Origin of the sequence: Pseudoclavibacter chungangensis, assembly GCF_013410545.1 — a bacterium.
GTDB lineage: Bacteria > Actinomycetota > Actinomycetes > Actinomycetales > Microbacteriaceae > Pseudoclavibacter > Pseudoclavibacter chungangensis.
In genome coordinates, this window is record NZ_JACCFV010000001.1 from 2421146 (window position 1) to 2447246 (window position 26101).

Genomic DNA, 26101 nt, shown 5'->3' on the forward strand with positions numbered 1-26101 from the left:
ACGTCCGGATCGTCGCGTTGTCGGAACCGGCAGAATCGACGTCCGTCCGGGTGACGCGATCGACCACACGCGGAACCCGGGCCACGTTGTCGGACGGGCGACGCGCGGAGCCGCATCCGTGGCGGACCGGCCGCATGACCCGCCGGGCGCATGACCCGCCGGGCGCATGACCCGCCGGGCGCATGACCCGCGGGCCGCATGACCCGCCGGCCGCATGACCCGCCGGGCGCATGACCGACCGGGTCACTCGGCGGGATCGCCACTCGGGCGGCGCCGCCCCGGCGTGACGAAACCGGGCGTCGCCAGCTCGAGCAGATCCTTGTCGTTCCGGACGAGGATCGCGCCGGCCTCGCGTATGAGCTCGTGGCAGCCCTCCGACATCTCGCGCTTGACGGGCCCCGGCACGGCGCCGAGGGGGCGGCCGAGTGCGGCGGCGTGGCCCGCGGTGTTCGCCGCGCCCGAGCGCTTCCCCGCCTCGACGACAACGGTCGCCGTCCCGAGTGCCGCGATGAGGCGATTGCGTTCGAGGAATCGCGACCGCGTGGGCGCTTCACCGCACGGCACCTCGGCGACGACCGCAGCGCGCTCGACGATGCGACGCAGGAGCTCCTGGTTCCCCGCGGGGTAGAGGCGATCGACCCCACCCGCCATGACGGCGACCGTCTCGCCCTCCGTGAGCGCTCCACGATGGGCGGCGGCGTCGATCCCGTACGCCCCGCCGGAGACGACGGAGAACTTCGCCCCCACGGCGCCGGATGCCAGTTCGGTCGCCGTCGCGATGCCCGCGGGCGTCGCCGCGCGCGAACCGACGATCGCGACGGACCGTTCGGTGCGCCGGAGCGCGGACGGATCTCCGCGTACCCACAGCGTGAGCGGCGCATGGTCGCCGAGATCGTCGAGCGTTGGGGGCCAATCGGGATCGCCTGCGACGAGCAGGTGCACGTCGAACGCACGTGCCGCGCGCAGCGCGTCGCGCACGCGCGCCGGTGCGAGGCGATCACGCCAACGCCGGAACGCGGCAGGCAGGCGCTCGAGCAGTTCAGCGGCCGCGATCGGGTCCTCCCCTGCCGACGCCCGGACGAGCGCCGCGATCCGGGGAACGGGATCGTCAGCACGAACCGCCGCGAGCGCACGATCCGCCCCGCACAGCCGCATGAGGACCGCGGCGTCCCGATCGCCGGACGGGGCGATCGCGGACCACGCGACGAGCAGTTCCCGACGCCGGATCCCGTCGTCGTCCACGTCCGGAGCGGTCCGAGCGACCACCCTCCGCACGAGCTCGTGCTCGCTGTGCAACTCCGGTGCGCCCGTCCGCGCACCCTCCCCGAGTGATGTCGGCATCCCGACCACCTCCCCGTCCTTCCCGCGCCACCGCGGGATGTCGTCGTCGTTCCGTCGTCATCGTGCGCGCCGTGCGTGCCGTCGTCGCCCGACTGCCGTGCGATCCGCCGTCCCCGTGCCACCGCGATCAGGCCCCGGGTGCCCGGTATGCGAGCGCCTCCGCGAGTTCGACCGCACCGGGAGTCGAACGTCCGTCCAGATCGGCGAGCGTCCACGCGACGCGGAGCACGCGGTCGTACCCGCGCATCGTGATGTGTCCGCGATCGAGCGCACGATCGAGTTCCCGTGTGACGGCGCGAGGGAGTCGAAGGTCGCGAGCGCGCAGGGCCGGCCCCGGAACGTGCCCGTTGCAGGCCCATCGACCCGCATAGCGTTCCAGGGCGGCAGCGCGGGCCCGTGCAACGCGGTCGCGGGCGACCGCCGTGCCTCGTTCCGCCTCGTGTGCCGGGTCGAGTTCGGCGGCGAGGTGTCGTGCCGTGGACACGCGCTCGACCGTCAACTGCAGGTCGATGCGGTCGAGGAGCGGGCCCGAGAGTCGCGCGAGGTACCGCCGCCTGACCGGGCTCGGGCATGTGCAGGCGAGATCGGAGTCACCGGCGTTGCCGCACGGACAGGGGTTCGCCGCGAGCACGAGTTGGAAGCGCGCCGGGAACGCGACGACGGAGCGCTCCCGGTGCACCTCGTGCCGGCCGGATTCGAGCGGCTGCCGGAGTGCGTCGAGCACGGTGCGCGGGAACTCCGGCGCCTCATCGAGGAAGAGCACGCCGCCCGTCGCGAGCGTAACGGCGCCGGGCCGGATCACGCCCGATCCGCCGCCGAGGAGGGCCACGGCGGAGGCACCGTGATGGGGTGCGATGAACGGCGGACGCCGGTCGAGCACGGCATCGACCGTCGCGCCGCGCAGCGAGCGGAGTGCGGCCAGCTCGATCGCCTCCTCGACGCCGAGATCGGGGAGAAGGCCCGGCAGTCGCTCGGCGAGCATCGTCTTCCCCGCGCCGGGTGGGCCGACCATGAGCAGATGGTGGCCACCGGCCGCGGCGATCAGGAGCGCCCGGACGGCGTCCTCGTTGCCGACGACATCGGCGAGATCAGGGCCGTCGAACCCGCGTGTCGTCTCGCCCGTCGCGCTCGCGGTGGGGCCCTCGGCGCCGCCCGTCGGAGCCGCCCCGTCGCCACGACCCGGGACGGGCAGCGGCTCGGGCGCCGGCTCATCGAACTCGGCCCCGAAGTGCTCGGCGACCTCGCGCAGCGAGCGCACCGCGACGATCTCGACGCCCTCGACGAGCCCCGCCTCGTCGGCACACGCGGCGGGCACGAGGATCCGCTCGAAGCCCGCCCGACGCCCCGCGGCGACCGCGGGCAGAACGCCCGGGACCCGGCGGACCGATCCGTCGAGCCCCAGCTCGCCGATGAGCAGCGCGCTCGCGAGCCCAGTCCCGTCGACGACCCCCGCGGCGGCGAGGACCGCGGCGGCGATCGCGACGTCGAATCCGCTGCCGTGCTTCTTGAACGGCGCGGGCGACAGGTTCAGCGTCACCCGCCGCGGCGGCAGCGGGTGCCCACAGCTCTGCAACGCCGCCCGCACACGGTCACGTGCCTCGCCGAGCGACGTGTCCGGCATCCCGATGAGGACGAACGCGGGCAGGCCGTCGGCGACGTGCGCCTCGACCCGCACGAGCGTGCCTGTGAGTCCCTCGAGCGCGATCGAGTTCGCCCGCGCCGTCGTCACGGCCGCGCCTCCCCCACCGACGCGGCCCGCGGGATCATGCGCCGACCCCCGCCACGTGTCGCACCACCGGCTCACGCCCGTGCTGCACCAGCACCCCGATCACGTCGATGCGGACGGGCCGGGCGAGGCGCGGATGCGCCTCGAGCCACAGGCCCGCGAGCCGCCGCAGACGCCGCAGCTTGATCGAGGTCACCGCCTCGAGCGGATCCCCCGTCCGGGTCGACGAACGCGTCTTGACCTCGGTGACGACGAGCATGCCGTGATCGAACGTGACGAGATCGATCTCGCCCTCACGACACCGCCAGTTCGCATCCACCAGCTCGTGCCCGCGCGCGAGCAGGTACTCCCGCGCTGTCCGCTCCCCCGTCCGTCCGAGTGCATCCTTCGCTCGCATCCCGACCACCTCCGCGAGGAAGCCTGCCCGCGCGAGGGCGGTGCTCACCGGGACACGGCGTCCTCCTGTGGAGCGACCTCACCCCACAGGTGCGCCGCGGCGCCGTCCCTGCGTGGCCGGGAGTGAGCGCGCCTTCCGCCCTAGGTGCCCGACACGTCACCCGACGAGGCCACCGGACGTCCGTCCTCCGCACGGCCGTTCGTCGCCCCGCCGTCCGCCACACCTTCCGCCCGAGCCACGCGCTCCCCACCACCCGTGCCCGACCGCTCGCCGTCGACCACACGGGACGCACCGTGCGCGGCGACCGTCCGCCGCCCGCTCAGCACGACGAAGACGACGAGGAGGACGAGCACCACGACCTCGATCGCGACGTAGATCGTGTGCAGCGGCGAGGCTCCCGGATCGCCGCCCGCGAGCACGATGTCGGTCCTGGCGTTCAGGAGCGGCCGAACGGCGATGAGCTGACCCGCGACCGCTGCCGCGAGCCCGCCCAACACGACCCACTCACCCCGGCTCGGCCGTGGCCGCAGCGCACCCAGGACGACGAGCACGACGACGAACACGAGGCTCAGCAGATCCAGGGCCGTCAGGACGAGGCGGCCGATGCCGAGCGCGACCGGGAGGGTCATACCGGGAGCCAGGAACTTGAGGGGCGTCTCAACGAACGCGAGACCGAGCACGACCCCGAACCACACCGACGCGACCACGATCCGCCACACACGCACACCCATACCGCCAGCCTAGGAGTCCGCGCGAACGGGCGTCGAACGGGCACGCCCTCGCCGATACACTGGCATCGTCCGGCGCCGACGAGGGCGACCGTCGCCCGCAAAATGGGCGATAGACCGCGGTCGAGTCACATAGGGAATCAGACACCGTCCTCCCGAAAGGCCCTTTCGCATGCCCTCCATCGCCGACCGACTCGCCACGACCATCGCCGCCCACACGAGCGACGTGTTCGGGCTCATGGGCAACGGCAACGCCTACCTCATCGACGCGTTCCGGCGCCTGACCGACGTCCGGTTCACCGCCGTGCGGCACGAGACCGCGACCGTCGCATCGGCCGACGCCTACCACCGCGTGTCCCGACGGCTCGCCGTCGCGACCACGACGTACGGCGCCGGCTTCACGAACGCCCTCACGTCCCTCACCGAGGCCGCGATGGCGCGGACGCCGGTGCTCGTCGTCGTCGGTGACGCGCCGACGAGCGGCGCCCGACCGTGGGACGTCGAGCAGTCCGCCCTCGGCACCACGGTCGGCGTGCGCTCGGTCGTCGTGACGGCGGCGGCGCCTGGCCGTGCCGCGCTCGACGCCATCCGGTACGCGCTCGAGCACCGGACGCCGGTCCTCCTCGAGCTCCCGTACGATCTCCCCGCGCTCGACGCGCCCGACGAAGATCTCGACCTCACCGAGCGACCGGCCCGTGCGCCGGTCGCGATCGACGTCGAGCGCACCGATGACGCCGCCCGTGCACTGCTCTCGGCGCGGCGGCCGCTCGTACTGGCGGGACGCGGCGCGCGGGGCGCGGCCGCCGAACTCGTCGCCCTCGCCGACCGACTCGGTGCGGCGAGCGTCTCGACGGCGCCCGCACGCGGGACGTTCGGCAATCGTGCGCTCGACCTCGGGGTGTGCGGTGGCTTCGCATCGGAGCGAACGCTCGCCCGCACGCGCGCCGCGGACGTCGTGCTCGTCGTGGGTGCGGGGCTCAACCAGTTCACGACGGCCTTCGGCACGGCCTTCGCCCCCGACGCGCGGGTCATCCGGATCGACGACGACGCACCGGCACCGAACCCGATCGTGACGGACGAGATCACGGGCGATGCACGCCTCGCGGTCGAACGGATCCTCGCGGTGATCGGTGACGCGGGCGTCGGGCAGGCACACGTCGCCGCCGACGGTGCGGTGCCGGCCGCAGCGGTCGACGACACGGCACCCGGCACCCGACTCGATCGCGAGCAGGGCGAGGAGCGCGCCGCGGACGGTCGACTCGACCCGCGCAGCCTCTCGATCGCGCTCGACGCGCTCCTGCCGACCGACCGACTCGTCGTCTCCGACGGCGGCCACTTCATCGGCTGGGCGAACATGTACTTCCGGCTGCCCTCGCCCGACAGCATCACGCTCGTCGGCACGGCCTTCCAGTCGATCGGCCTCGGATTCGCGAGCGCTCCCGGCGCCGCCGCGGCCGCGCCCGAACGCACGCTCGTCGTCGTCACGGGTGACGGCGGCGGACTCATGGCACTCGCCGACCTCGACTCGGTCGTCCGCTCGGCGCGCAGCGCGGTCGTCGTCGTGTTCAACGACGCGGCCTACACGGCCGAGGTCACGCAGTACGGCACGCTCGGACTCGACGAGGGACCGATGCGCATCGACGAGGTCGATTTCGCCGCGATCGGACGCGGAGTGGGCGCCGAGGGCGCGGTCGTCCGTTCACTCGACGACCTCGATGCCCTCCGCGCGTGGCAGGACGCCGGGGCCCGGGGCACGTTCGTGCTCGACTGCCGTGTCTCCGGTGCCGTGATCGCGCCGTACCAGCGCGAGATCATGGAGCGACTCCACGCGGCGGCCCGCCGGATCGACTGACCGACCCACATCCAGCCGGGTTGTTGCTACCGGGCCGCGGGCCCGGTAGCAACAACCCGGCTTTTTCGCGCTCGCATGTGCCGCTTGTGCCCCTCTCGGGGCACCCGCCACGTGTGGTCCTGCGAGCGGGACGTGTCCCGTGACACTGCTCGACGGGACGTGTCCCGTGACACTCCTCGGCGGGACATGCCCGCGACCTTGCGCGAGCAGCGACTTCAGCCGTGTCGTCCGGTGGCGCTACTCGTCGAGCGCGAGTTCCGTCGGCAGCTCGAACTCCTTCGATGCGAGCTCCTCGACGTTGACGTCCTTGAACGTCAGCACGCGCACCTGCTTGACGAAGCGGTTGGAGCGGTAGATGTCCCACACCCATACGTCCGACATCGTCAACTCGAAGTAGAAGTCGTGTTCCGTGTCGCGGCGCTGCAACTCGACGGCGTTCGCGAGATAGAACCGGCGCTCGGTCTCGATGACGTAGCGGAACTGGCCCGCGACGTCGCGGTACTCCTTGAAGAGCGCCAGTTCGAGATCGCGCTCGTAGTCGTCGAAGGTGTCGTCGTCCATGATCCGTCCAGTCTAGGCGTTCGCCGGTGGTCCGGCGGGCGCCGCCACGTCATCTCCACGACCGTGCAGCCACGTCCGCCGGTGCCAGGCGCTCGGCCCCAACCGATCGATCGCCGCGAGGTGCGCCGCGGACCCGTACCCCTTGTTCGCCGCCCAGCCGTACGCCTCGAGCGTCTCGTCCGTCGTGTGCGCGCCGGACATGATGCCGTCACGATTCACCTTCGCGATGACCGATGCACCGGACACGCTCGCGCAATCGCGGTCCGCCTTCGGGCGCACCATGATCCGCACCGGGTTCCGCAGCGACGGACCGAGCCAGTCGTGGCTCCCGTCGAGCACGACGAGCGCACCGCCGACCTCGACCCCGAGCGAGAACAGTACGCCCAGCGCGCGCGTCGCGGCGAGCGCGAGACACGCGGTGATGCCGTTCTCGTCGATCTCCCGCGCGGTCGCCGAGCCGACACCGCACGCGAACGCCCACTCCCGCACCGCGGGCGCGATGGCCTCCCGGCGCTTGGCACTCAACAGCTTGGAGTCGCGCAGGCCCGCGGGGAATCCGGCCTCGACCTGTGCACGGCGCACCGCGCACGCCCCGACCATGACGGGGCCCGCGAGCGCCCCTCGGCCGACCTCGTCGACACCGATGACGACGTCCGTTCCCGGTACCTCGAGCAGGGCACGTTCGAGCTCGAGGGTCGGCTCCGCGACCGTCACTCGGAGCCGTTCGGATCCCGCGACGGCACCCCCGCGAACACCTCGGGATAGTTCCCGAGGATCGTGATGCGATCGAGCGGCCAGTTGAGCACGATCGCACGCCCGACGACGTTGTCCATCGGCACGAAGCCGTGCGTCGGCAGATCCTGATGGAAGCGGGAGTCCTCCGAGTTGTAGCGATTGTCGCCCATGACCCAGAGCGACTCCGCCGGCACCGTCACGTCGAACGCGACGCCCGAGGCCGCCTGGTTCCCGCCGAGTTCCACGTACGGCTCCGAGACGGCCTGGTCGTTGATGACGAGCTGCCCGTAGCTGTTGCAGCACACGACGTGGTCGCCCGGCACGCCGATGACGCGCTTGATGAGGCTGTTGTTCGAGTCCTCGGGTTTGAGCCCGACCGCCTCGAGGGCACCGTCGACGATCGCCTGCCCCGGCGTCTTCGGCGGCGTCGAGGTCGGCGCGAGCCAACCACCCGGATCGATGAAGACGACGACATCACCCCGATTGACGGCGACGAGATCGGGCACGAGGAGATTGACGAGCACCCGGTCGTTCACGACGAGGGTGTCGCTCATCGACGCCGAGGGGATGTAGTACGGGCGGATGAGGAACGTCTTCACGAGCATCGAGATGACGACCGCGAGCACGATCACGACGACGACGTCGCGAAGGAAGACGAGCGTGGGATTGCGGCGCCGCCGGGGCGCCGACGCCTCGGTGCTCACCGGATCGTCCGCGAGGAGTTCGAGGGTGAGGGGCGTACCGCCGGGGCGTCCGTCGGGATGCACCGGGTTGGTCGCGTCGAGTTCGGCCGAGGCACCCGCATCGGCGGCCGAGCGGCGACGGTGCCGCCCCGCACCGCGAGCGCGAGGGTGCCCGGGGCCCCGTTCGGTACCCGAGGGGCCGAACGCGTCGTCCGCGTCCGAGACGGATCCGTCCGTCTGGCCCATGTCGTCACTCCTTGGTCGCTGCGGTTACCGAGACGACTGTGGCTCCCCGCTCGGGGGAGCCACAGTCGGAGGAGCACTCAGGACTCGCGCTTCTCGCGGATCTTCGCGGCCTTGCCGCGACGGCCACGCAGGTAGTACAGCTTCGCGCGGCGCACGTCGCCGCGGGAGACGACCTCGAGCTTCTCGATGATCGGGGAGTGCACGGGGAACGTACGCTCGACGCCGACCTGGAAGCTCACCTTGCGGACCGTGAAGGTCTCGCGCACGCCGTCGCCCTGGCGGCCGATGACCGCGCCCTGGAACACCTGGACACGCGAGCGGTTGCCCTCGACGATGTTGACGTGCACCTTGACGGTGTCACCGGGGCGGAAGTTGGGGATGTCGTCGCGAAGCGAAGCCGCGTCGATCTCGTCGATGAGGTTGGTCATGATGTCGCTCTCTGCACCCGCCACAGGTCGAGTGCGCCGATTCGTGAACGTCAGCGTGTGCATCGCGATGCGCCCGACTCCCCTGTGGCAGATTCGGGCCGCGGCACAAGCAGCTATTGAACCACGGTCGACGCCCGGAGCGCAACGCGTTCGCTCGTCAGCGGTGCTCGTCGGGCGATCCACCGGCATCGGTGTCGCCGACCGTCGGCGCGTCGTCCGCCTCGGCGCCGGGCGATCCCTCGCTCGCCGCGTCGCGCACGGGCCGGGTCTCGTCCCAGGTCGGTGAGACGGGGGCACGATTCGCCCCGAAGTTCGTGCCCGGCCGCGTGGAGTCGGACCGCGGCGCGTCCTCGTGGCGCGTGCTCCCCGGTACGTCGCCGCCGGCCCCGCCGCCCTCCGCGTCGGATCGCGGACCGGGCGCATCGGATCGCGGAGCGGACGGCTCGAGCACGATGACCTTGCCCGCATCCGGCCCGGCCGCGGGGCCACCGGTGTACGGACCTCCGCGCGGACCGCGCTGCCCGGTGTCGCGTGCGACGCGTTCGCTCACGACGCGACGGATCACACGGAAGAGGTGTCGTGCCGCGAGCGCCGAGACGACGAGGGCCACGACGACGAACCCGAACCGCACGAGCTCGACCGTGAATCCGGCGGCAACCCATGCGAGGGTGGCGCCACCGACCCACACCGCGTCGATCGGGTCGATGGCCGGTGGGGAAGCGGCGCTGCGTCGAATGCGCAGGACGAGCACGAGCGAGAGCGTCACGAGGAACGAGAGCCCCGCGAGGACGAGCATGAGGACGACCTGCCCGAATCCGTCGTCGCGCACGGCCGCGACGACGAAGAACACCACGGGTGGGACGATGGGCAGCACGCTGAGCAGCGCGGAGAGGACGCGAGCTCGGGACATGTCCCCAATGTAGCGACCCAGGCTGGAGCGCCGCCGATGCCGGTCGCCCGCCGCCTCCGCCCGGGCACGCGGCCCGAGCGGACGGACGGCTTCGGCGCGATACCCTCGGGGGATGCGCGATACCCTCGGGGGATGATCGAGCTCCGCACCCCATCCGAGATCGAGGCCATGCGTCCCGCGGGTCGCTTCGTCGCCGAGGTCCTGTCGACGCTCCGGGAATCGACGCGAGTGGGAACGAACCTCCTCGAGATCGACGCGCAGGCGCACGACATGATCCGGAAGCGTGGCGCCGAGTCCTGCTACCTCGACTACCACCCGTCCTTCGGCAACTCGCCGTTCGGCAAGGTCATCTGCACGTCCGTGAACGATGCGGTGCTGCACGGCCTCCCCCACGACTACGACCTGCAGGACGGCGATCTGCTCACGCTCGACTTCGCGGTCTCGGTCGACGGTTGGGTGGCCGATTCGGCGATCTCCTTCAACGTCGGCACGGCACGGGACGACGACCAGCGGCTCATCCGCGCGACCGAGGAGGCCCTCGTCGCGGGGATCGCGCAGGCACGCGAGGGCAACAAGCTCGGCGACGTGTCGCACGCGATCGGTCAGGTCGCGAAAACGGCCGGCTACCCCGTGAACGTCGAATTCGGCGGCCACGGGGTCGGCCGCACGATGCACGAGGCGCCGTCCGTCCCGAACCGCGGGCGCGCGAAGCGTGGTCTCCCGCTCAAGCACGGCCTCGTGATCGCGATCGAGCCGTGGTTCCTCGAGACGACCGACACGCTCGTCCAGGACGCCGACGGTTGGACGCTGCGCTCGGCCGACGGCTCGCGCGGCGCGCACACCGAACACACGATCGCCGTCACCGACGGCGAGCCGATCATCCTCACGGCGCGGGACTGACGGGCACCGCCCCGTGCCACGGGGGCCGCGTCACTCCGCCGCGTCGGCCCGCCCCGCGAGGAGGTCGGGACGCACGGCGCGTGTCCGTTCGATCTGCTGCTCGTGCCGCCACTCCGCGACCCGGGCGTGGTGCCCGCTCAACAGGACGGCGGGCACCTCGAGTCCCCGCCACGTCGCCGGCTTCGTGTAGCTCGGGTACTCGAGCAGCCCGTCCTCGTGCGATTCCTCCACGAGTGATTCGGGGTTGCCGACGACGCCGGGCAGGAGCCGCCCGAACGCCTCGACCATCGCGAGCACGGCGACCTCGCCGCCGTTGAGGACGTAGTCGCCGAGCGAGACGAGCTCGACGCGCGCGCGGCGCGCCGTGTCCTCGAAGACGCGGTGGTCGATGCCCTCGTACCGTCCGCAACCGAACACGATGTGCGACTCGGCCGCGTACCGTCGCGCCGTGGCCTGCGTGAACGGTGCCCCCGCGGGCGACGGGAAGACGACGAGCGGGCGCTCTCGGTCGTCGTGGGAGACGAGCGAGGGGACGCCCGGGGCAGCCACGTCCGTCGGTGCGTCATCCGCCGCCACCCCGTCGACGCCCGGGGACGCGAGCGGATCGGGTGCCGTCGCGCCGAGGATCGCATCGAGCGTCCGCCCCCACGGCTCGGGCGTCATGACCATCCCCGCTCCCCCGCCGTACGGCGTGTCGTCCACCGTCCGGTGCCGGTCGGTCGTCGCGTCGCGGAGGTCGTGCACGCGCACGTCGATGAGCCCGTGCGAGCGGGCCTTCCCCAGGAGGGACAGGTCGAGCACCGAGAAGTAGTCGGGGAAGATCGTGACGATGTCGACGCGCATCCCCCAAGCGTATTCGCTCGGGCGCGTGCCGCTCAGCGCTCCGGCGTGACGCCGTCCGGAGCGGGATCGAGCTCCTCGGCGGCACCGGACGCCGGCGCGGCGGGCGCGTCGCCGACCCCCGGGCGCATCCCGACGAAGATGTGGAACAGCACGCCGACGACCGGCCCGACCATCAGGGCGAGCACCGTCGCCACCGCGTCACCCGGCACGAGCACGAGGAGGAGCAGCGCGATCGCCGACGCCAACAGCCAGCCCGTCACGTAGACACCGTGCCGCTCCCGCGCGAGGACGGCGGAGCCCGTGATGTAGAGCGCACCCGTGAACCCGGCCGCGAACGTGAGCGCCGCGAGCAGGATCCCCCCGACGCGGAAGTCGGGCCCCATGAACTGGATGATCGGCGGACCGATGAGCCACGCGAGAACCGCCCCGATGGACGCGACCGCGAGGACGATGGCGACGGGCACCCACACCACGCGGCGTCCACGGGCGACCCGATCGACGAAGTAGACGACGATCGCGTTCTGGAACGACGTGATCGGCGTCAGCACCGGCGCCCGCGTGAGGGTCACCGCCGCGAGAAGGTTGCCGATCACGACCGGGTCCGCGTTCGGGCGTGCCGCGGAGATGAGGACCGGGAACCCGACGACGAGGATCGCCGCCGCGCTCGCGGCGAGGATCGCATGGAGGCTCCGGCGAACGAACTCTCGCGTGCGGACGTCGCCGCGCAGCTCGATCAGGCGCCTCGCCGCGGGGCTCACGGCGAGCGTCAGCGGCGTCATGACGATGCCGGCGATCGTCGCGTACATGAAGCCCGCGATCGGGTCCGCGAGCATGACGGCGACGAGTGCGACGAGAACGCGCAGGAACGCCTCGACCGTGAGGAAGATGCCAAACATGCGCCAGCGGCCGGCCCCGGACACGAGACCGCAGAAGACCGCCTGCACGGCGGCGAGCCCCGTCGCGACGGTGAGCAGCGCGATGCCGAGTGCCGTGTGCGAGGGCTCGAGCACGATCGGGGCCCAGAGCGGACTCGATGCGAGCATGAGCCCCGCCGCGACCGCACCGAACGCGAAGGAGACCCGGAACGGGCGCACCCGCTCGTGGGGCTCCGGCGCGCGCTCGCTGTCGCGCAGCGGCTCCGTCAGGAGGTCCTCGGCGGTCGGATCGTCCTCTGCCGATTGCCGCGCGAGCGCCTGACGCACGCCGCGCGTGGTCTCGTGCATGAGTCCCTGCAGGGACCCGTACACCATGAAGAACAGGCCCCAGAAGACGTTGAAGACCTGGAAGCGCTCGGCACCCAGCGTCGACGTCGCCAGGAAGATGACGAGGTACCCCGTCAGCCCGGCGAAGACGGAGGAGAAAGCGACCCAGCGCATCCAGCCTCCCTTCAGGCGTTGTCGGCGTTGCCCAGTCTGCCAGCAGGCGGCGGTTCCGTGTCGTTCCATGCCGCGGATCCCGGCGGCTCGTCGTCCGGGATGTCCTCGAAGAGGCCGAGTGGCGGCGTGACGGTCACCGTGCCCGCATCGAGGTCGACGCTCGGCACGATCGCCGACACGAAGGGGACGAACACGTCACCGTGGTCCGTCGTCACGACGATGAGGTCCTGGGCCGGGAGGTGGTCGATCCGCTTGACCGTGCCGAGCCGGACGCCGTCGCGCTCGACCGCGAGTCCCGCGAGCTGGTGGTCGTACCACGTGTCGGGTTCGAGCTCCTCGGCGTCGTCCTGGTCGACCCAGAGGATCGCACGCACGAGCGACTCGGCCGCGCTCCGGTCGGTGACGCCCTCGAAGAAGCCGACCGGCTGGCCGTTGTACCAGCGCAGTTCCGCGAAGCGGATGGTCTTGCCGTGCCAGGGGCTGTCGGCGGGCACCTGCAGCGAGAACGTGGCACCCGGGACGAAGCGTCGTTCCGGTTCGTCGGTGAACAGTTCGAGCTTGAGTGCGCCCTTGAGTCCGTGCGCCTTGGTGAGGCGCCCGACGCGGAGCTGGGTGATTCCCGCCTTCTTGGCCGACACCGTCAGTCGTCGACCACGTCGACGCGGACGCGACGGCCGTCGGCGAGGGCCGCGACGACGGTGCGGAGTGCCTTCGCCGTGCGTCCCTGACGTCCGATCACGCGGCCGAGGTCCTCGGGGTGCACGTGCACCTCGAGGACCTCGCCGCGCGAGGAGTCGCTGCGGTCCACGCGGACATCGTCGGGGTGATCGACGATCCCTCGCACGAGGTGGTCCAGCGCGGATGCGAGCATGGCTACGCCTCGACCTCGTCGGCGGGCGCCTCGGCGGCGGCCTCGTCGGTCGCGGGAGCCGGAGCCGGCTTCTCGCTCTTCGGGCGCAGGACGGGCTTCTTGCCGACCTCGGCCTCGAACGTGGCCTTCGCCTCGGGGGCCTTGACCTGGTTCTCGGTCGAGCCCTCACCCGTGAAGGTGCCCCAGTCGCCCGTGAGCTTGAGGAGCGCGAGGACGGCCTCGCTCGGCTGTGCACCGACGCCGAGCCAGTACTGCGCGCGCTCGGAGTCGACCTCGATGAACGAGGGGTGCTCGGTGGGGTGGTACTTGCCGATCTCCTCGATGACGCGGCCGTCGCGCTTGGTGCGCGAGTCGGCGACGACGATGCGGTAGAACGGGGCCCGGATCTTGCCCAGGCGCTTCAGACGGATCTTGACAGACACGTGTCTCCAGTCGGGTTGAAAAGAAATTCTGAACGGCGGTCGAGTGCGTGGGGCACTCCCGACCTGAGCTCGATGGACGTCGTGCGCGCTGGATAGAGGGTCGAGCGGCACAGACGCAAGCTCTCATTCTGCCAGATCCTGGCTCGACGCGCCAACGGAGTGCGCGCCGGGCCGACGACGCCGACGTCCGGGACGGCCGGATGCGGGTGGCGTGGCACCCGCGCGCCGGTGGGGACGCGGCGTCACGTCGAACGTGCGCCGTACGAACGACCGACGGCGGCACCCGGTGGGTGCCGCCGTCGACTCGGCCGCGTGCGGCGCGCGGACTCAGTTGAGCGAGTCGTTCTCGCTCGTGCTCGCGTCGGTGTCGGGCGTCGCGTCGGTGGCCGCGCCGTCGTTCGCGGGCTTCTTGCGGCGGAGGAAGAGGAGCGCGGCGCCGCCGAGGACGACGAGCACGATGGCGCCGATGACGAAGGGCCACGGGTTGAACTGACCGCCGGTCGTCGCGAGGACGTCGGCGAGGGCGATGAGTGAAAGCTGCACGGGTGCTCCTTGGGCGTCTGGTTCCCGCGACCGTCCGCTCGTGGCGGCGCCGCGGGCTGCTCGCCACGATTGTGGCGTGCCCGCGTGCATGAGGCAAGCCGCGCGGCCGACGGCGCGCCAGACCGTACGCTTGCCCCATGGACTTCGCGCGCTCCCGCCGATCGACGCTCGGCGTGGAATGGGAACTCTGTCTGGTCGACCCGGACACTCGGGAGCTCGCGCCCGCCGGACTCGCGATCGTGGAACAGGCCTCGAACCCGCATGTCGTGGGCGAGTTCATGCGCAACACGATCGAACTCGTGACGGGTGTGCACGAGACGGTTCCGAGCGCGGTCGCCGAGCTGCGCCGCCTGCGCGACGCGATCCTCCCCATCGCCCGCGCGGAGGGCGTCGTGCCCATCGGCCCCGGCACCCACCCCTTCTCACCGTGGCGCGCGCAGGAGCTGTGCCCGTCGCCCCGGTACGCGGAGGTCGCCGAGCGCTCGGGCGATTGGGGGCGGCAGCTCGCGATCTGGGGGGTTCACGCACACGTCGGTGTGGAGCGGGCCGACAAGGTCGTGCCGATCATGCACGGCGTGCTCGCCGCGTATCCCCTCATCCACGCGATCGCGGCGTCGAGTCCGTACTGGGAGGGCCACGACACGCGCTTCGCCTCGCACCGGGCGATGCTGTTCCAACAGCTCCCGACGGGCGGACTGCCACCCGAGCTCGACGACTGGTCGACCTACGAGCGTGTGGCCGCGGACTACCTGCACACGGGCATCGTCGATCAGCTCAACGAGCTGCGCTGGGACGTCCGCCCCGCACCGAACCTCGGCACCGTCGAGATCCGGATCGCCGACGGCGCAACGCGCCTCGACGATCTCGGGGCGGTCGTCGCGCTGTGCCAGGTGATCGCCGAGGCGACCTCGCGTCGGCTCGATGCCGGGCTCGGAGCGGGACGCCTGCCGAGCTGGTACGTGCGCGAGAACAAGTGGCGTGCCTCCCGCTACGGGCTCGAGGCGATCATCATCGAGAACGAGGCGGGCGACGAGCGTCTCGTGACGGACGTCCTCGCCGACCGGCTCGTCGAGTGGGCGCCCATCGCCGAGGAACTCGGCTGCGCGGCCGAGCTGGCGTCGATCGCGGCGCTCGTCGAGCGCAGCTCGAGCGCCGACCGGCAGCGCGCCGCGGCGTCGCGATCGAACGGCGATCTGCGCGCCGTCGTCGACCACCTCGCGGAGGAGGTCCACCTGGGCTGACCGGGGCGAGCACGCGACGACAGCGCGCGACGAGAAGGCGCGACGACAAGGCGCAGCGAAAAAAAGCCGGGTTGTTGCTACCGGGCCCCGGGCCCGGTAGCAACAACCCGGCTTTTTCTAACTTTCTTTCGTGCGTTCTCGTCGAGGCGGGTGCCGTGGGGTCTGCGCGGCGGTCAGCGCTTCTTCCCGCGCCCCCGCTCGTCCTCGGGACGGGGCAGCCCCACCGCCTCCGTGATGGGCGGCCCCGTGAAGTCGTCGGGCGTGTCGATCGACCCCTCGATGTCGGTGATCTGCTCGATCACCTCCGTGTTCCCGCTCTCGGCCGCGAGCTCGTGCGCGAGCTCCTCGAGCTCCGCCCCACCGGCCATGAGCCCCGTCAGCTCGGTGAGCGCGACCTCGTCCTTCGCGTAGTAGCCGATCGACTTACCGCGCTTCAGGATGAGGAAGCGATCGCCCACCGGATACGCGTGGTGCGGGTTGTGCGTGATGAAGATGACGCCGAGTCCGCGATCGCGCGCGCGCAGGATGTACTTGAGCACGACGCCCGACTGCTTGACGCCGAGCGCGGCGGTCGGCTCGTCGAGGATGAGCGCCTTCGCGCCGAAGTACACGGCCCGCGCGATCGCGACGCACTGCCGCTCACCGCCCGAGAGCGTCCCGATCGGCTGCTCGACGTCGCGCAGGTCGATGCCCATGTCGAGCAGCTCCTGCTTCGTGATCGCCTTCATCTCGGAGACCCGCAGCATGCCCCACGAGTTGCGCAGCTCGGAGCCGAGGAAGAAGTTGCGCCAGATGGGCATGAGGCTCACGACCGCGAGGTCCTGGTACACGGCCGCGATGCCGAGGTCGAGCGCCTGCCGCGGCGACGAGAGCGTCGTCGCCTCGCCGTTGATGAGCAGCTCGCCCGCGTCGTGCTTGTGGAGCCCGGCGATGATCTTGATGAGCGTCGATTTGCCGGCCCCGTTGTCGCCGAGCACGCACGTGACCCGGCCGGGGTCGACGTCCATCGTGACGTCGCTCAGCGCGATGATGTTGCCGTAGTGCTTGCCCACGTCACGGAGTGCGATGAGGGAGCCGGCACCCTTCGCGGGGGCCGGGGCGGTGGTCGCCGCGTCGGTCATGACTTCTTCTCCGCTCGGTTCTTGACGACGAGGTTGATGATCGTGGCGATGAGCAGCATGAGGCCGAGGAAGAACTTGAACCAGTCCGGGTTCCACTGGGCGTACACGATGCCCTTGTTCGCCATGCCGAAGATGAACGCGCCGATGGCGCCGCCGATCGCCGAGCCGTAGCCACCCGTGAGAAGGCAGCCGCCGATGACCGCCGCGATGATGTAGAGGAACTCGTTGCCGACCCCCTCACCGGACTGCACGACCTTGTAGGCGAACAGGTTGTGCATGCCCGCGACCCAGGCGCAGAACCCGACACCCATGAACAGGCCGATCTTCGTCGCGGCGACGGGCACACCGACCGCACGTGCCGCGTTCGCGTCGCCGCCGACCGCGAAGATCCAGTTGCCGATGCGCGTGCGCAGGAGGATCCAGCTCGCGACCGCGACGAGGGCGATCCAGATGAAGACGGTGATCGAGACGTTGATCCCGAAGATCGGCACGGACGACGCGAACACCGCGGCGGCCGAGTCGAAACCGTCCATGTCGGCGATCGGCGGCGACGAGACGTTGCCACCGATGAGGCGGGTCAGGGCGAGGTTGAGGCCCGTGAGCATGAGGAACGTCGCGAGCGTCACGATGAAGCTCGGCAGCTTCGTGCGCATGAGGATCCAGCCGTTCACGAAGCCGACGCCGAGCGAGAGCACGAGGGCCATGAGGACGCCGACCCACACGTTCGTCGAGAGGGACCAGCTGAACAGCGAGGCCATGAGCGCCGAGGAGATGACCCCGACCCCGGCGGAGAGGTCGAACTCGCCGCCGATCATGAGGAGCGAGACCCCGACGGCCATGATGCCGATCGTCGAGGCGCCGTAGAGGACGGTCGCGATGGAGGCCGGTTGCGTGAAGACGGGGTTCGCGACGATCGCGAAGAACACGAACAGCACGACGGCGCCGACGACGGCACCGAGTTCCGGCCGTGCGAGGAGCTTGCGGAGCGCGCTCGTGCGCGCGAGACGTTCGTCGGTCTGGGCCGACGGTGTGGAGAGGGCGGTCATCGAGGAGTCCTTTCGCTCGCTGCGCGGGGGACCGGGGATGCCCCGGTCCCCCGTGTGCGGGGTCGCTAGCGCTTGCCCTCTTGCGCGTACTCGAGCACGGCGTCGACGTTCGACGTGTCGACGATCGCGGGGCCCGTGAGGACGGGCTCACCGCCGCCGATCACGAAGCCGCCGGTGTTGTTCAGCACGAGCGCCTCGACCGCGAGGTAGCCCTGCAGGTAGGGCTGCTGGTCGACGCCGAACAGGATGCCGCCGTCCTTGATCTGCTGCGCGACGTCGGCGTTGAGGTCGAACGAGCCCACCTTGATGTCACTGCCGGCCTTCGTCGCCGCCTGCTGGATGGTCAGGGCGAACGGCGCACCGAGGCCGATGATGATGTCGGCCGAGGTGGACGCCTGGAGGCTCGCGGTGACGGTCGACTCGACCTGGGTCATGTCCTGCCCGTTGACGTAGAGGATCTCCGTACCGGGGATGATGCTCTTGATGCCCGCGCAGCGGGCCTCGAGCCCCACGTGCCCCTGCTCCTGGATGACGCAGATCGGGTGCTGGTAGCCGTCCTTCTGGAGGTACTCGCCGAGCGCGATGCCCGCCTTCTCCTCGTTCTGGCCGAAGTGGGCGAGAATGCCCATGTCCTTCCAGCGGTCCTCACCCGCATTGATCGACACGACGGGGATGTCGGCGGCGACGGCGGCCTCGACGGAGCTCTGCATCGCGTCCGGCTTCGCGAGGCTGACGGCGATGCCGTCGACGCCCTGGTCGACGTACTGCTGCACGAGCTGGGACTGGCGCGAGCCGTCGGGGTCGCTCGCGTACTGGAGGTCGACGCCGTAGGCGGCCGCGGCGTCCTCGGCCCCCTTGCGCACGATGTCCCAGAACGTGTCGCCGGGTGCGGCGTGCGTGACGAGGGCGATCGTGAGTCCGGAATCGACGCCGGGGACGGTACCGCCGCCGTCGCCGCTCTGCTCCTGGGCCCCACCCTGGTTCGAGCACGCGGCGAGCGACCCGACGACGAGTGCCGTGGTGCCGAGGCCGATGAGCAGCTTGGTGAACTTCTTCATGGAATGCTCCTTCACGTTCCATCACGATCCCGACCCGCATGGTCGACGATCGACCCCGATCCGAGCCGCTCCCCCGGCAACCTCGCCGGACGCGGTCTCCGCGTCGCCGGAGCGACGACCTCGAGCGCATCACCCTCGATGCAGCGTCTCGGTTCAGAGAATGACCGAACATTAGCACAACTCAGAGATTTTCATCAAACGGTCAGCGTGTTCGAATGGTGGGACACCTGTGTGCACCCTCGGTCCGAGCGCGACGGGCTCGGTCAGTCCGCGCGCGACGCGGCTGGAGGCGTGTCCGGGGCGTCGCGTGGCGCCTCCCGGCCCGACCCGCTCGACCGGCGGACGACGAGACGCGGACGCAGGAGCCGCTCCCCTGGGCGGAACGGCTCCTCCAGGAGCGCTCGCGCGGCGAGTACGCCGACGCTCTCGCTGTCGACGCGGACGGTCGTGAGCGAGATCGGTCCGAGGCCCGCGAGATACGTGTCGTCGTAGCCGACGACCGCGAGGTCGTCCGGGACCGACCGCCCCGCGTCCGCCGCCGCCGTCACGGCGCCCACGGCCGCGAGGTCGTTGCCCGCGCACAGCGCCGTGATGTCGTCGCGCTCCGCGAGCGCCGCGGCGGCGGCCGCCGCGCCACCCCGCTCGGTCAGGTCGGACGCGACGACGATCGGGTCGAGGCCGTGCCGCCGGACGGCGGCCTCGTACGCCCGCGCCCGCGCCTCCGCGACGCTCCCGCCGAGGCCCCCGAGGTGGGCGATGGCCCGGTGGCCCCGCGCCACGAGGTGATCGACGACGAGTCCCATCCCGACGCCCTCGTCGCCCCGCAGCACGAGGGCGCCGGGGAGTTCGTCGGGGATCGAGCTCGCGAAGACGACGTCACCGCCCGCCCCCTCGAGCAGCGGGTGGTGCAGGCCGGGTGCGGATCCGACGACGATCACGCCGCTCGGTCGCAGATCGGCGAAGGTGTCGAGCATGCGCGTGTCCGGCACGTACTCGCCGCGCGCGTCGAGGATGCGTGCGCTCGTGACGAGCCCGACCCGGCCGTGCGCCGCGAGCTCACGCCGCGCCGCCTCCACGATGTCGACGAAGACGGGATTGTGGAGGTCGGCGACGAGGATGCCGACGAAGTCACCCCGGGCTGCCTTGAGCGCCCCGGCGACGAGGTTCGGACGGTACCCGAGTCGCTGCGCGGCGTCGGTGATGCGCTGCAGCCGCTCGTCGCTCACGCGCTCGGGCTCACGGAACGCGAGCGACACGAGGGACTTCGAGACCCCGGCGGCGCCCGCGACGTCGCGCAGCGTCGGCCGACGCTCGCTCGCCTCGTGTGCCGATCCGCCGAATCGGTGCTCGTCCTGGCCGGTCATGCGACCGGATCGCCCTCCGTGCTCAGCGACCGAGGAACTTCTGCAACTGGGCGAGCTCCTCCTCCGAGGGCTGCCCCGTACCCGTCCCGCCCGCAGCGGCACCGAACCCTGCCCCCGTGGGCGCCGAGGTCGACGTGGGCTGCTCGATCGCCTGGCGCGCGGCCTTCGCGGGGTTCCCCGAGCGCGCCTTGCCCTTCTGCTTGCCCTTGGCCGCCTTCGCGGCCTTCGCCCGGCCGTAGCCGCCGGGAACCGGCCCCATGCCGGGGATCTGCGGCGTTCCGCCGCGGGCGACGGTCTTCATCATCTTCGCCGCCTGGTCGAAGCGCTTGACGAGCTCGTTGACGTCGGTCACCGTGCGACCGCAACCGCGCGCGATGCGTGCGCGTCGCGAGCCGTTGAGGAGCTTCGGATTCTGCCGCTCGGCCGGCGTCATCGACTGGATGATCGCTTCGGTGCGGGCGATCTCGCGCTCGTCGAAGTTGTCGAGCGCCTCCTTCATCTGCCCCATACCGGGCAGCATGCCCATCATCTTCTTGAGGTTGCCGGCCTTCCGCAGCTGCTGCATCTGCTGCAGGAAGTCGTCGAGCGTGAACGCCTCGGTCGCGAGCTTCTCGGCGACCCTGCGTGCCTCGTCCTCGTCGAACGCGCGCTGCGCCTGCTCGATGAGGGTGAGGATGTCACCCATGTCGAGGATGCGGCTCGCCATGCGATCGGGGTGGAAGACCTCGAAGTCGTCGAGCCCCTCACCCGTGGACGCGAACATGATGGGCTTGCCCGTCACCTGTGCGACCGAGAGCGCCGCACCACCGCGCGCGTCGCCGTCGAGCTTCGACAGCACGACCCCCGTGAAGTCGACGCCCTCCTGGAACGCCTTCGCGGTCGCGACCGCGTCCTGACCGATCATCGCGTCGATGACGAACAGCACCTCGTCGGGGTTCGTCGCCTTGCGGATGTTCGACGCCTGCTTCATGAGCTCGGCGTCGACGCCGAGTCGGCCGGCCGTGTCGATGATGACGACGTCGTACTGCTTGTCGCGGGCGAACTTGACGGCGTCCTTCGCGACGCGCACCGGGTCGCCGACACCGTTGCCGGGCTCGGGCGCGAACACGTGCGTGTCGGCCTGCTCGCCCACGACCTGCAACTGCTGCACGGCGTTCGGTCGCTGCAGGTCCGCGGCGACGAGGAGCGGCGCGTGGCGGTCGGCGCGCAGCTGCTTCGCGAGCTTGCCTGCGAGCGTCGTCTTGCCGGCGCCCTGGAGGCCCGCGAGCATGATCACGGTCGGTGGCTGCTTCGCGAACTCGATACGGCGCACCTGCCCGCCGAGGATGCGGATGAGCTCGTCATTGACGATCTGGACGACCTGCTGCGCCGGGTTGAGCGCGCGGTTCACCTCGTCGCCGAGGGCACGCTCGCGAACGTGCGCGGTGAAGTCCTTGACGACCGGCAGGGCCACATCGGCCTCGAGCAGTGCGCGACGGATCTCGCGCACCGTGCCGTCGACGTCCGAGGCGGTGAGCTTGCCCTTGGTGCGCAGGTTGGCGAGCGTCTCGGCGAGACGGTCGGAGAGGTTCCCGAAAATGGCCATAGTGCCGCACATCCTACCGGGCGACGCGGCGCGACGGGCCCGTCGCCCGCCGCAACGCCCCGGTTGCGCGGGACGGCGCGCGCACCGTCCCCGCGCAACGGGGTGTCATTCGGTCCTGAGGGCGTCCACGGGGTCCTTTCGTGCGGCCCGCAGCGCGGGCACGGTTCCCGCGAGGAGCGCGATGCCGAGCACGATCACGAGCGTCGTGGCGAGCCCCACTGGTTCGATCGTGAACAGGGTGAGGCCGTGGAGTCCCGTGAGTGCGCCATCGGCCAACAGTGGATTCGCGATCCCACCAAGCGTCGTCCCCGCGAGCATGCCGAGGGCGCCCCCGAGGAGTCCGATCACGAGCGCCTCGACCGTGAACAGGGCGAACACGCGGGCGGATCCGAGGCCGAGCGCCTTCAGCAGCCCGATCTCGCGGGTCCGCTCCTGCACGCTCATGAGCAGCGTGTTCACGATGCCGAACCCCGCTGCGACGAGCGCGACGGCCGCGAACGCGTTGAGGACGAGCAGGATGCCGTCGACGATCGAGCGGATCGCGCCGAGCTGGTCCGCGAGGGTGTCGGCGTGGAACCCCTGCGCATCGATCCGTGCCTGCAGCGCAGCGATGCCCGCCGCATCGAGCGAGGGATCGGCGTCGACGGTCACGAGCGTCACGATCTCCGGCGTCCCGGGCGGCAACCCGAGGCGCGCCAGCTCGATCAGCTCTGATTCGAGTGCGGCGTTCGGCGCGAGCGACTCGTCGAGCATCGTGAACGGCGGCTGCGTGACGCCGACGATGACGGCCGAGACCTCGTGCAGTTCGCCCGAGGCGTCGGACACGCCGAGCGTCAGGTTCCCGCCCACGGCCTCCTGCGGTGCCGCGTAGCCGAGGTCGTCCGCGTACAGCTCGGGGACGGTGATCTCGAAGCGCGACGAGGCCTGGTCCGGCGACGAGCCGGCCGCGACCTGCGGCTGCGCGCTCACCCCGGCGGAGGCCATCGGGATGCCGAAGCGCGCACCGTCCACGGCCGAGACGTACTCGACGTCGACGTCCCTGACGGGCCTCACCCCCGCGACGCCCGAGAGCGACTCGAGCGTCGCGATGTGCCCGGGCTCGATCGCCGTGAGTGACATCCCCGCACCCGGGGCGTTCTCCAGGGGCGAGCCGTTCCGATCACCGCCCCGCTGCGATTCGGCGTCGTACGGCGCGGGTGCGCCGTCCGCGATGATCGTCGTCGGATCGGGTTGCACGACCGTGAGACGGTTCTCGGCGCCGTACGACGCCACGGTGTCGTCGAGGTAGCGCCCTCCCCCGCACCGATCGCGGCGGTGATCGTGAGCGTGAACGCACCGATGAAGATCGCGAGCACCGTGAGCACCGTCCGCGTGCGCGAACGGAACGTGTTCCCGACCGCGGTCGCGACGAGATCCCCGCTCCTCATGCCGCCACCGCCTCGGCCGCGTGCACGTCACCGTCGCGCACGTGGACGCGTCGATCACAGCGTTCGGCGAGCTCCGCGTCGTGTGTGATGACGACGAGCGTGATCCCGAGCCGCCGGTTGAGGTCGAACAGGAGGTCCTCGACCTGCGCGCCCGTCGACGTGTCGAGGTTCCCGGTCGGTTCGTCGGCGAAGACGACTCGCGGCCGGGCGACGATCGCGCGGGCGATCGCGACGCGCTGCCGCTGACCGCCCGACAGTTCCGTCGCGCGATTGCCCGCCTTGTCCGCGATGCCGAGGTGTTCGAGGGCGTCCGTGACGGCCGCTCGCCGCTCGCGCCGCGAGACCCCCGCGATGACGAGCGGAATCGCGACGTTGTCGAAGACGGGGCGACCGGGCAGCAGGAAGAACTGCTGGAAGACGAAGCCGAACGAGCGGCCGCGGATGCGGTCGAGTTGTGCCCCGTGCAGCCGCGCCGTGTCCTCGCCCTCGAACAGCAACGTGCCGCCGTCGGGCCGGTCCATGAGCGCGAGCACGTGCATGAGCGTCGACTTCCCCGAGCCGCTCCGGCCGACGATCGCGAGCGTCTCGCCCTCGTGGACGTCGAGCTCGACGCCACGGAGCGCCTCGAACCGGGATGCGCCGTGCCCGTAGTGCTTGTGGACGCCTCTCGCCGTGAAGATCGGTTGCATCGTGTCCTCCGTTCGTTGACGCCGGGTCGTCCCGACGCTCCGCGGACAGACTCCGTCGTGGACGACCGGTTCGACATCGCCGCACCGGGTGCACTCCGTGGCCCCCGCTCGGGGCACCGTCCGCGCCCCGTACCCTCCCCGGGGGACGGACGACGACACCGGGCGGTGGATGTCGTCCACACGCGCCGCCCGCATACTCGGAGCATGCGCGAACCGATGCCCCGCCGTCGTGTGCTCCTCGACGTCCTGGCCGTCCTCGCCGTGCTCGGGACCGCGATCGCGAACGTCGCGGAGGAACACGTCGACGATCCGCTCGTCATCGCGCTGTGGCTGGTCCCGGGGCTGCTCGTGTGCGCGCGCCACCGGTTCCCGATCGCGACGCTCATCACACTCCTCGTGCTCGCCGTCGCCGGATTCGTCGTCGCCCAGGGCGTCGAGCAACCGTTGCCCGTGGGGATCGGCATCGTCCTCGCGACGATCGTGTCCGGCGACGACCGGCGTCGATCCGCCGTGTGCGTCGCCGCGACGACGGTCGCGACCGTGCCGCTCATGATCGACGGCGCCGGTGAGCCGCCGCTCACGGACGTGTTGCGCGGCCTCGGGTTCCTGGCGATCTTCGTCGCCGTCGGTGAGGTCACGCGAGCGCACCGGCACACGCTCCGCGCCCTCTCCGAACGGGCCGCGGCGGCAGAACTCAGGGCGACCGCGGAAGCCGAACGGGCGACGGCCCAGGAGCGCGTCCGGATCGCCCGCGACCTGCACGACGTGGTCGCGCACCAGATCACGGTCATCAACCTGAACGCCGGCGTCGCCGCGGGGCACCTCGAGCGTCGCCCGGCGCGCGAGAGAGGCCCTCGCGAGCATCAACACCGCCTCGGGCCGCATCCTCACGGACACCTCCGCCCTGCTCACCGCGCTGCGCGAACCGGTCACGACGGTCGGCGCCGACACGGCGGTGCCCGGGCTCGCGACGATCGATCGGCTCGTGTCCTCGTTCGCCGGGGCGGGTCTGCACGTGACCGTTGCCGACTCGACCGACGGCGCCCGCCTAGAGCCCGCAGTCGACGTCGTCGCGTACCGCGTGCTGCAGGAGGGACTCACGAACGCACACCGGCACGGCGACGACGGCATGGCGGAGGTCACGCTCGACGCGGACGACGAGACCCTGCGGATCGTCGTCCGGAATCCGGTCGACGACACGTCCCGGCGTTCGGGCACGGGACACGGGCTCCTCGGCCTCCGCGAGCGCGTCGCGACCGTGCGGGGTCACGTGCTCGCCGAACGGCTCGGACCGACGTCCACGCTCGAAGCACACCTCCCGCTCAGGGGGCCGGCGGGCGACGCATGATCCGCGTGCTCGTCGTCGACGACCAGACGCTCGTACGGGGCGCGCTCGTCGCCCTGCTCGACACGGAGGACGACATCGAGGTGATCGGCGAGGCGGCCGACGGGCGGGCGGCGCTCGCGCTCGTGCGACGGCTCCATCCGGACGTCGTGCTCATGGACATCCGGATGCCCGGCACGGACGGCATCGAGGCGACGCGGGCCATCCGCGCCGACGCCACGCTCGCGACGAGTCGCGTGCTCGTCCTCACGACCTTCGAGGAGGACGAGCACGTGTTCGATGCGCTCCGCGAGGGGGCCGCCGGGTTCCTCGGCAAGGGTGCGGAACCGAGCGAGATCGCCCGCGGCGTGCGTGCCGTGCACGGGGGCGAGTCCCTGCTCTCCCCGGCTGCCGCGACGACTGACGTCGCACGGATGCGTGACCTGCCGCCCCCGGAAGCGTCGTCGGATCGTGTCGCCGATCTCACGGCCCGCGAACTCGAGGTCCTCACGCTCGGGGGGCGTGGCCGGTCGAACGAGGAGATCGCCGCCACCCTCGTCATCTCGCCGCACACGGCGAAGACGCACGTGAAGCGCATCATGTTGAAGCTCGGCGCCCACGATCGTGCGCGGCTCGTCATCATCGCCTACGAGTCGGGCCTCCTCCGGCCCGGACGGTGACGGC

General features: G+C 71.3%; 27 protein-coding genes. 5 read left to right on the forward strand and 22 right to left on the reverse strand.

From position 1 onward, the window contains the following. Positions 1-243: 243 nt before the first annotated feature. The 4 genes from dprA to HNR16_RS10835 form a co-directional block, all read right to left on the reverse strand. On the reverse strand, positions 244-1341 hold the full coding sequence (dprA, locus tag HNR16_RS10820; protein ID WP_158039739.1) for a DNA-processing protein DprA: 1098 nt from the start codon (positions 1339-1341) through the stop codon (positions 244-246). A gap of 127 nt (positions 1342-1468) precedes the next feature. After that, the gene (locus HNR16_RS10825; protein WP_158039740.1) at positions 1469-3070 is read right to left on the reverse strand and encodes a YifB family Mg chelatase-like AAA ATPase; all 1602 of its coding nucleotides are present in this window, start codon (positions 3068-3070) and stop codon (positions 1469-1471) included. 34 nt (positions 3071-3104) lie between these two features. After that, positions 3105-3512: a YraN family protein gene (locus tag HNR16_RS10830; protein WP_338109157.1), complete on the reverse strand. Its 408-nt coding sequence runs from the start codon at positions 3510-3512 to the stop codon at positions 3105-3107. 92 nt (positions 3513-3604) lie between these two features. After that, complete coding sequence (locus tag HNR16_RS10835; protein ID WP_179558211.1) at positions 3605-4195, reverse strand: hypothetical protein; 591 nt, start codon at positions 4193-4195, stop codon at positions 3605-3607. 169 nt (positions 4196-4364) lie between these two features. Here HNR16_RS10835 and HNR16_RS10840 point away from each other — a divergent pair, with 169 nt between their 5' ends. After that, positions 4365-6044, forward strand: a complete 1680-nt coding sequence (locus HNR16_RS10840; RefSeq protein WP_158039741.1) for a thiamine pyrophosphate-binding protein — start codon at positions 4365-4367, stop codon at positions 6042-6044. Between the two features lie 237 nt (positions 6045-6281). Here HNR16_RS10840 and HNR16_RS10845 read toward each other — a convergent pair whose 3' ends face one another. From HNR16_RS10845 to HNR16_RS10865, 5 genes are all read right to left on the reverse strand, one after another. Further along, positions 6282-6605 carry a DUF2469 domain-containing protein gene (locus HNR16_RS10845; protein ID WP_158039742.1) on the reverse strand — a complete coding sequence of 108 codons (324 nt, stop codon included), beginning with the start codon at positions 6603-6605 and terminating at the stop codon, positions 6282-6284. A 12-nt stretch (positions 6606-6617) separates the two neighbouring features. Then, positions 6618-7319: a ribonuclease HII gene (locus tag HNR16_RS10850; RefSeq protein ID WP_158039743.1), complete on the reverse strand. Its 702-nt coding sequence runs from the start codon at positions 7317-7319 to the stop codon at positions 6618-6620. Next, on the reverse strand, positions 7316-8269 hold the full coding sequence (gene lepB / locus HNR16_RS10855) for a signal peptidase I (RefSeq protein ID WP_158039744.1): 954 nt from the start codon (positions 8267-8269) through the stop codon (positions 7316-7318). Before lepB ends, HNR16_RS10850 begins: the two co-directional genes overlap by 4 nt. Positions 8270-8346: 77 nt before the next feature. Continuing rightward, on the reverse strand, positions 8347-8697 hold the full coding sequence (gene rplS, locus HNR16_RS10860; protein WP_158039745.1) for a 50S ribosomal protein L19: 351 nt from the start codon (positions 8695-8697) through the stop codon (positions 8347-8349). Positions 8698-8854: 157 nt separating this feature from the next. Beyond that, positions 8855-9607, reverse strand: coding sequence for a hypothetical protein (locus HNR16_RS10865; protein ID WP_158039746.1), 753 nt, complete (start codon positions 9605-9607; stop codon positions 8855-8857). 132 nt (positions 9608-9739) lie between these two features. Here HNR16_RS10865 and map point away from each other — a divergent pair, with 132 nt between their 5' ends. Further along, on the forward strand, positions 9740-10507 hold the full coding sequence (gene map, locus HNR16_RS10870; protein WP_158039747.1) for a type I methionyl aminopeptidase: 768 nt from the start codon (positions 9740-9742) through the stop codon (positions 10505-10507). A 30-nt stretch (positions 10508-10537) separates the two neighbouring features. On the opposite strand, the gene trmD is transcribed toward map, so the two are convergent. The 6 genes from trmD to HNR16_RS10900 all read right to left on the reverse strand — a co-directional run bounded on the left by trmD (position 10538) and on the right by HNR16_RS10900 (position 14562). Further along, positions 10538-11350, reverse strand: a complete 813-nt coding sequence (trmD, locus tag HNR16_RS10875; RefSeq protein WP_158039748.1) for a tRNA (guanosine(37)-N1)-methyltransferase TrmD — start codon at positions 11348-11350, stop codon at positions 10538-10540. A 32-nt stretch (positions 11351-11382) separates the two neighbouring features. Continuing rightward, positions 11383-12726 (reverse strand): lipopolysaccharide biosynthesis protein, encoded by a 1344-nt coding sequence (locus tag HNR16_RS10880; RefSeq protein WP_158039749.1) that lies wholly within the window; start codon positions 12724-12726, stop codon positions 11383-11385. 11 nt (positions 12727-12737) lie between these two features. After that, positions 12738-13364, reverse strand: a complete 627-nt coding sequence (rimM, locus tag HNR16_RS10885; protein WP_158039750.1) for a ribosome maturation factor RimM — start codon at positions 13362-13364, stop codon at positions 12738-12740. 2 nt (positions 13365-13366) lie between these two features. Continuing rightward, a complete protein-coding gene (locus tag HNR16_RS10890) occupies positions 13367-13597 on the reverse strand; it encodes an RNA-binding protein (protein WP_158039751.1) in 231 nt (76 codons plus the stop codon). A 2-nt stretch (positions 13598-13599) separates the two neighbouring features. Then, positions 13600-14019: a 30S ribosomal protein S16 gene (gene rpsP, locus HNR16_RS10895; RefSeq protein ID WP_158039752.1), complete on the reverse strand. Its 420-nt coding sequence runs from the start codon at positions 14017-14019 to the stop codon at positions 13600-13602. A gap of 327 nt (positions 14020-14346) precedes the next feature. Beyond that, a complete protein-coding gene (locus tag HNR16_RS10900; RefSeq protein WP_179558212.1) occupies positions 14347-14562 on the reverse strand; it encodes an LPXTG cell wall anchor domain-containing protein in 216 nt (71 codons plus the stop codon). A 137-nt stretch (positions 14563-14699) separates the two neighbouring features. On the opposite strand from HNR16_RS10900, the gene HNR16_RS10905 reads away from it, so the two are divergent. Then, positions 14700-15803, forward strand: a complete 1104-nt coding sequence (locus HNR16_RS10905) for a glutamate--cysteine ligase (RefSeq protein ID WP_158039754.1) — start codon at positions 14700-14702, stop codon at positions 15801-15803. Between the two features lie 173 nt (positions 15804-15976). On the opposite strand, the gene HNR16_RS10910 is transcribed toward HNR16_RS10905, so the two are convergent. The 7 genes from HNR16_RS10910 to HNR16_RS18830 form a co-directional block, all read right to left on the reverse strand. After that, positions 15977-16924, reverse strand: coding sequence for an ATP-binding cassette domain-containing protein (locus HNR16_RS10910; RefSeq protein WP_158039755.1), 948 nt, complete (start codon positions 16922-16924; stop codon positions 15977-15979). Further along, positions 16921-17970 (reverse strand): ABC transporter permease, encoded by a 1050-nt coding sequence (locus tag HNR16_RS10915; protein WP_158039756.1) that lies wholly within the window; start codon positions 17968-17970, stop codon positions 16921-16923. Before HNR16_RS10915 ends, HNR16_RS10910 begins: the two co-directional genes overlap by 4 nt. Before the next feature lie 65 nt (positions 17971-18035). Beyond that, positions 18036-19028 (reverse strand): substrate-binding domain-containing protein, encoded by a 993-nt coding sequence (locus HNR16_RS10920; protein ID WP_158039757.1) that lies wholly within the window; start codon positions 19026-19028, stop codon positions 18036-18038. Between the two features lie 263 nt (positions 19029-19291). Next, on the reverse strand, positions 19292-20392 hold the full coding sequence (locus tag HNR16_RS10925) for a LacI family DNA-binding transcriptional regulator (protein ID WP_158039758.1): 1101 nt from the start codon (positions 20390-20392) through the stop codon (positions 19292-19294). Between the two features lie 22 nt (positions 20393-20414). Continuing rightward, complete coding sequence (gene ffh, locus HNR16_RS10930) at positions 20415-21977, reverse strand: signal recognition particle protein (RefSeq protein ID WP_158039759.1); 1563 nt, start codon at positions 21975-21977, stop codon at positions 20415-20417. Between the two features lie 105 nt (positions 21978-22082). Continuing rightward, the gene (locus HNR16_RS18825; RefSeq protein WP_158039760.1) at positions 22083-23249 is read right to left on the reverse strand and encodes an ABC transporter permease; all 1167 of its coding nucleotides are present in this window, start codon (positions 23247-23249) and stop codon (positions 22083-22085) included. A 151-nt stretch (positions 23250-23400) separates the two neighbouring features. Next, entirely contained in the window at positions 23401-24870 is a 1470-nt protein-coding gene (locus tag HNR16_RS18830; RefSeq protein ID WP_338109158.1) for an ABC transporter ATP-binding protein, read from the reverse strand. Positions 24871-25078: 208 nt separating this feature from the next. Here HNR16_RS18830 and HNR16_RS18290 point away from each other — a divergent pair, with 208 nt between their 5' ends. Together HNR16_RS18290 and HNR16_RS18295 are read left to right on the forward strand one after the other, a co-directional pair. Next, complete coding sequence (locus tag HNR16_RS18290; protein WP_244960559.1) at positions 25079-25441, forward strand: sensor histidine kinase; 363 nt, start codon at positions 25079-25081, stop codon at positions 25439-25441. Then, entirely contained in the window at positions 25438-26097 is a 660-nt protein-coding gene (locus HNR16_RS18295) for a response regulator transcription factor (RefSeq protein ID WP_225737793.1), read from the forward strand. Before HNR16_RS18290 ends, HNR16_RS18295 begins: the two co-directional genes overlap by 4 nt. Positions 26098-26101: the final 4 nt, after the last annotated feature.

Excerpts from the sequence above, each read along its gene's own strand:
- dprA (WP_158039739.1), bottom strand. The coding sequence starts at position 1,341 with ATGCCGACATCACTCGGGGAGGGTGCGCGGACGGGCGCACCGGAGTTG.
- ffh (WP_158039759.1), bottom strand. The coding sequence starts at position 21,977 with ATGGCCATTTTCGGGAACCTCTCCGACCGTCTCGCCGAGACGCTCGCC.
- HNR16_RS10845 (WP_158039742.1), bottom strand. The coding sequence starts at position 6,605 with ATGGACGACGACACCTTCGACGACTACGAGCGCGATCTCGAACTGGCG.
- HNR16_RS10890 (WP_158039751.1), bottom strand. The coding sequence starts at position 13,597 with ATGCTCGCATCCGCGCTGGACCACCTCGTGCGAGGGATCGTCGATCAC.
- HNR16_RS18295 (WP_225737793.1), top strand. The coding sequence starts at position 25,438 with ATGATCCGCGTGCTCGTCGTCGACGACCAGACGCTCGTACGGGGCGCG.
- HNR16_RS10905 (WP_158039754.1), top strand. The coding sequence starts at position 14,700 with ATGGACTTCGCGCGCTCCCGCCGATCGACGCTCGGCGTGGAATGGGAA.
- HNR16_RS10920 (WP_158039757.1), bottom strand. The coding sequence starts at position 19,028 with ATGAAGAAGTTCACCAAGCTGCTCATCGGCCTCGGCACCACGGCACTC.
- HNR16_RS10910 (WP_158039755.1), bottom strand. The coding sequence starts at position 16,924 with ATGACCGACGCGGCGACCACCGCCCCGGCCCCCGCGAAGGGTGCCGGC.
- HNR16_RS10915 (WP_158039756.1), bottom strand. The coding sequence starts at position 17,970 with ATGACCGCCCTCTCCACACCGTCGGCCCAGACCGACGAACGTCTCGCG.
- HNR16_RS10835 (WP_179558211.1), bottom strand. The coding sequence starts at position 4,195 with ATGGGTGTGCGTGTGTGGCGGATCGTGGTCGCGTCGGTGTGGTTCGGG.
- rplS (WP_158039745.1), bottom strand. The coding sequence starts at position 8,697 with ATGACCAACCTCATCGACGAGATCGACGCGGCTTCGCTTCGCGACGAC.
- HNR16_RS10880 (WP_158039749.1), bottom strand. The coding sequence starts at position 12,726 with ATGCGCTGGGTCGCTTTCTCCTCCGTCTTCGCCGGGCTGACGGGGTAC.
- map (WP_158039747.1), top strand. The coding sequence starts at position 9,740 with ATGATCGAGCTCCGCACCCCATCCGAGATCGAGGCCATGCGTCCCGCG.
- HNR16_RS10925 (WP_158039758.1), bottom strand. The coding sequence starts at position 20,392 with ATGACCGGCCAGGACGAGCACCGATTCGGCGGATCGGCACACGAGGCG.
- HNR16_RS10840 (WP_158039741.1), top strand. The coding sequence starts at position 4,365 with ATGCCCTCCATCGCCGACCGACTCGCCACGACCATCGCCGCCCACACG.
- HNR16_RS10865 (WP_158039746.1), bottom strand. The coding sequence starts at position 9,607 with ATGTCCCGAGCTCGCGTCCTCTCCGCGCTGCTCAGCGTGCTGCCCATC.
- trmD (WP_158039748.1), bottom strand. The coding sequence starts at position 11,350 with ATGCGCGTCGACATCGTCACGATCTTCCCCGACTACTTCTCGGTGCTC.
- lepB (WP_158039744.1), bottom strand. The coding sequence starts at position 8,269 with ATGGGCCAGACGGACGGATCCGTCTCGGACGCGGACGACGCGTTCGGC.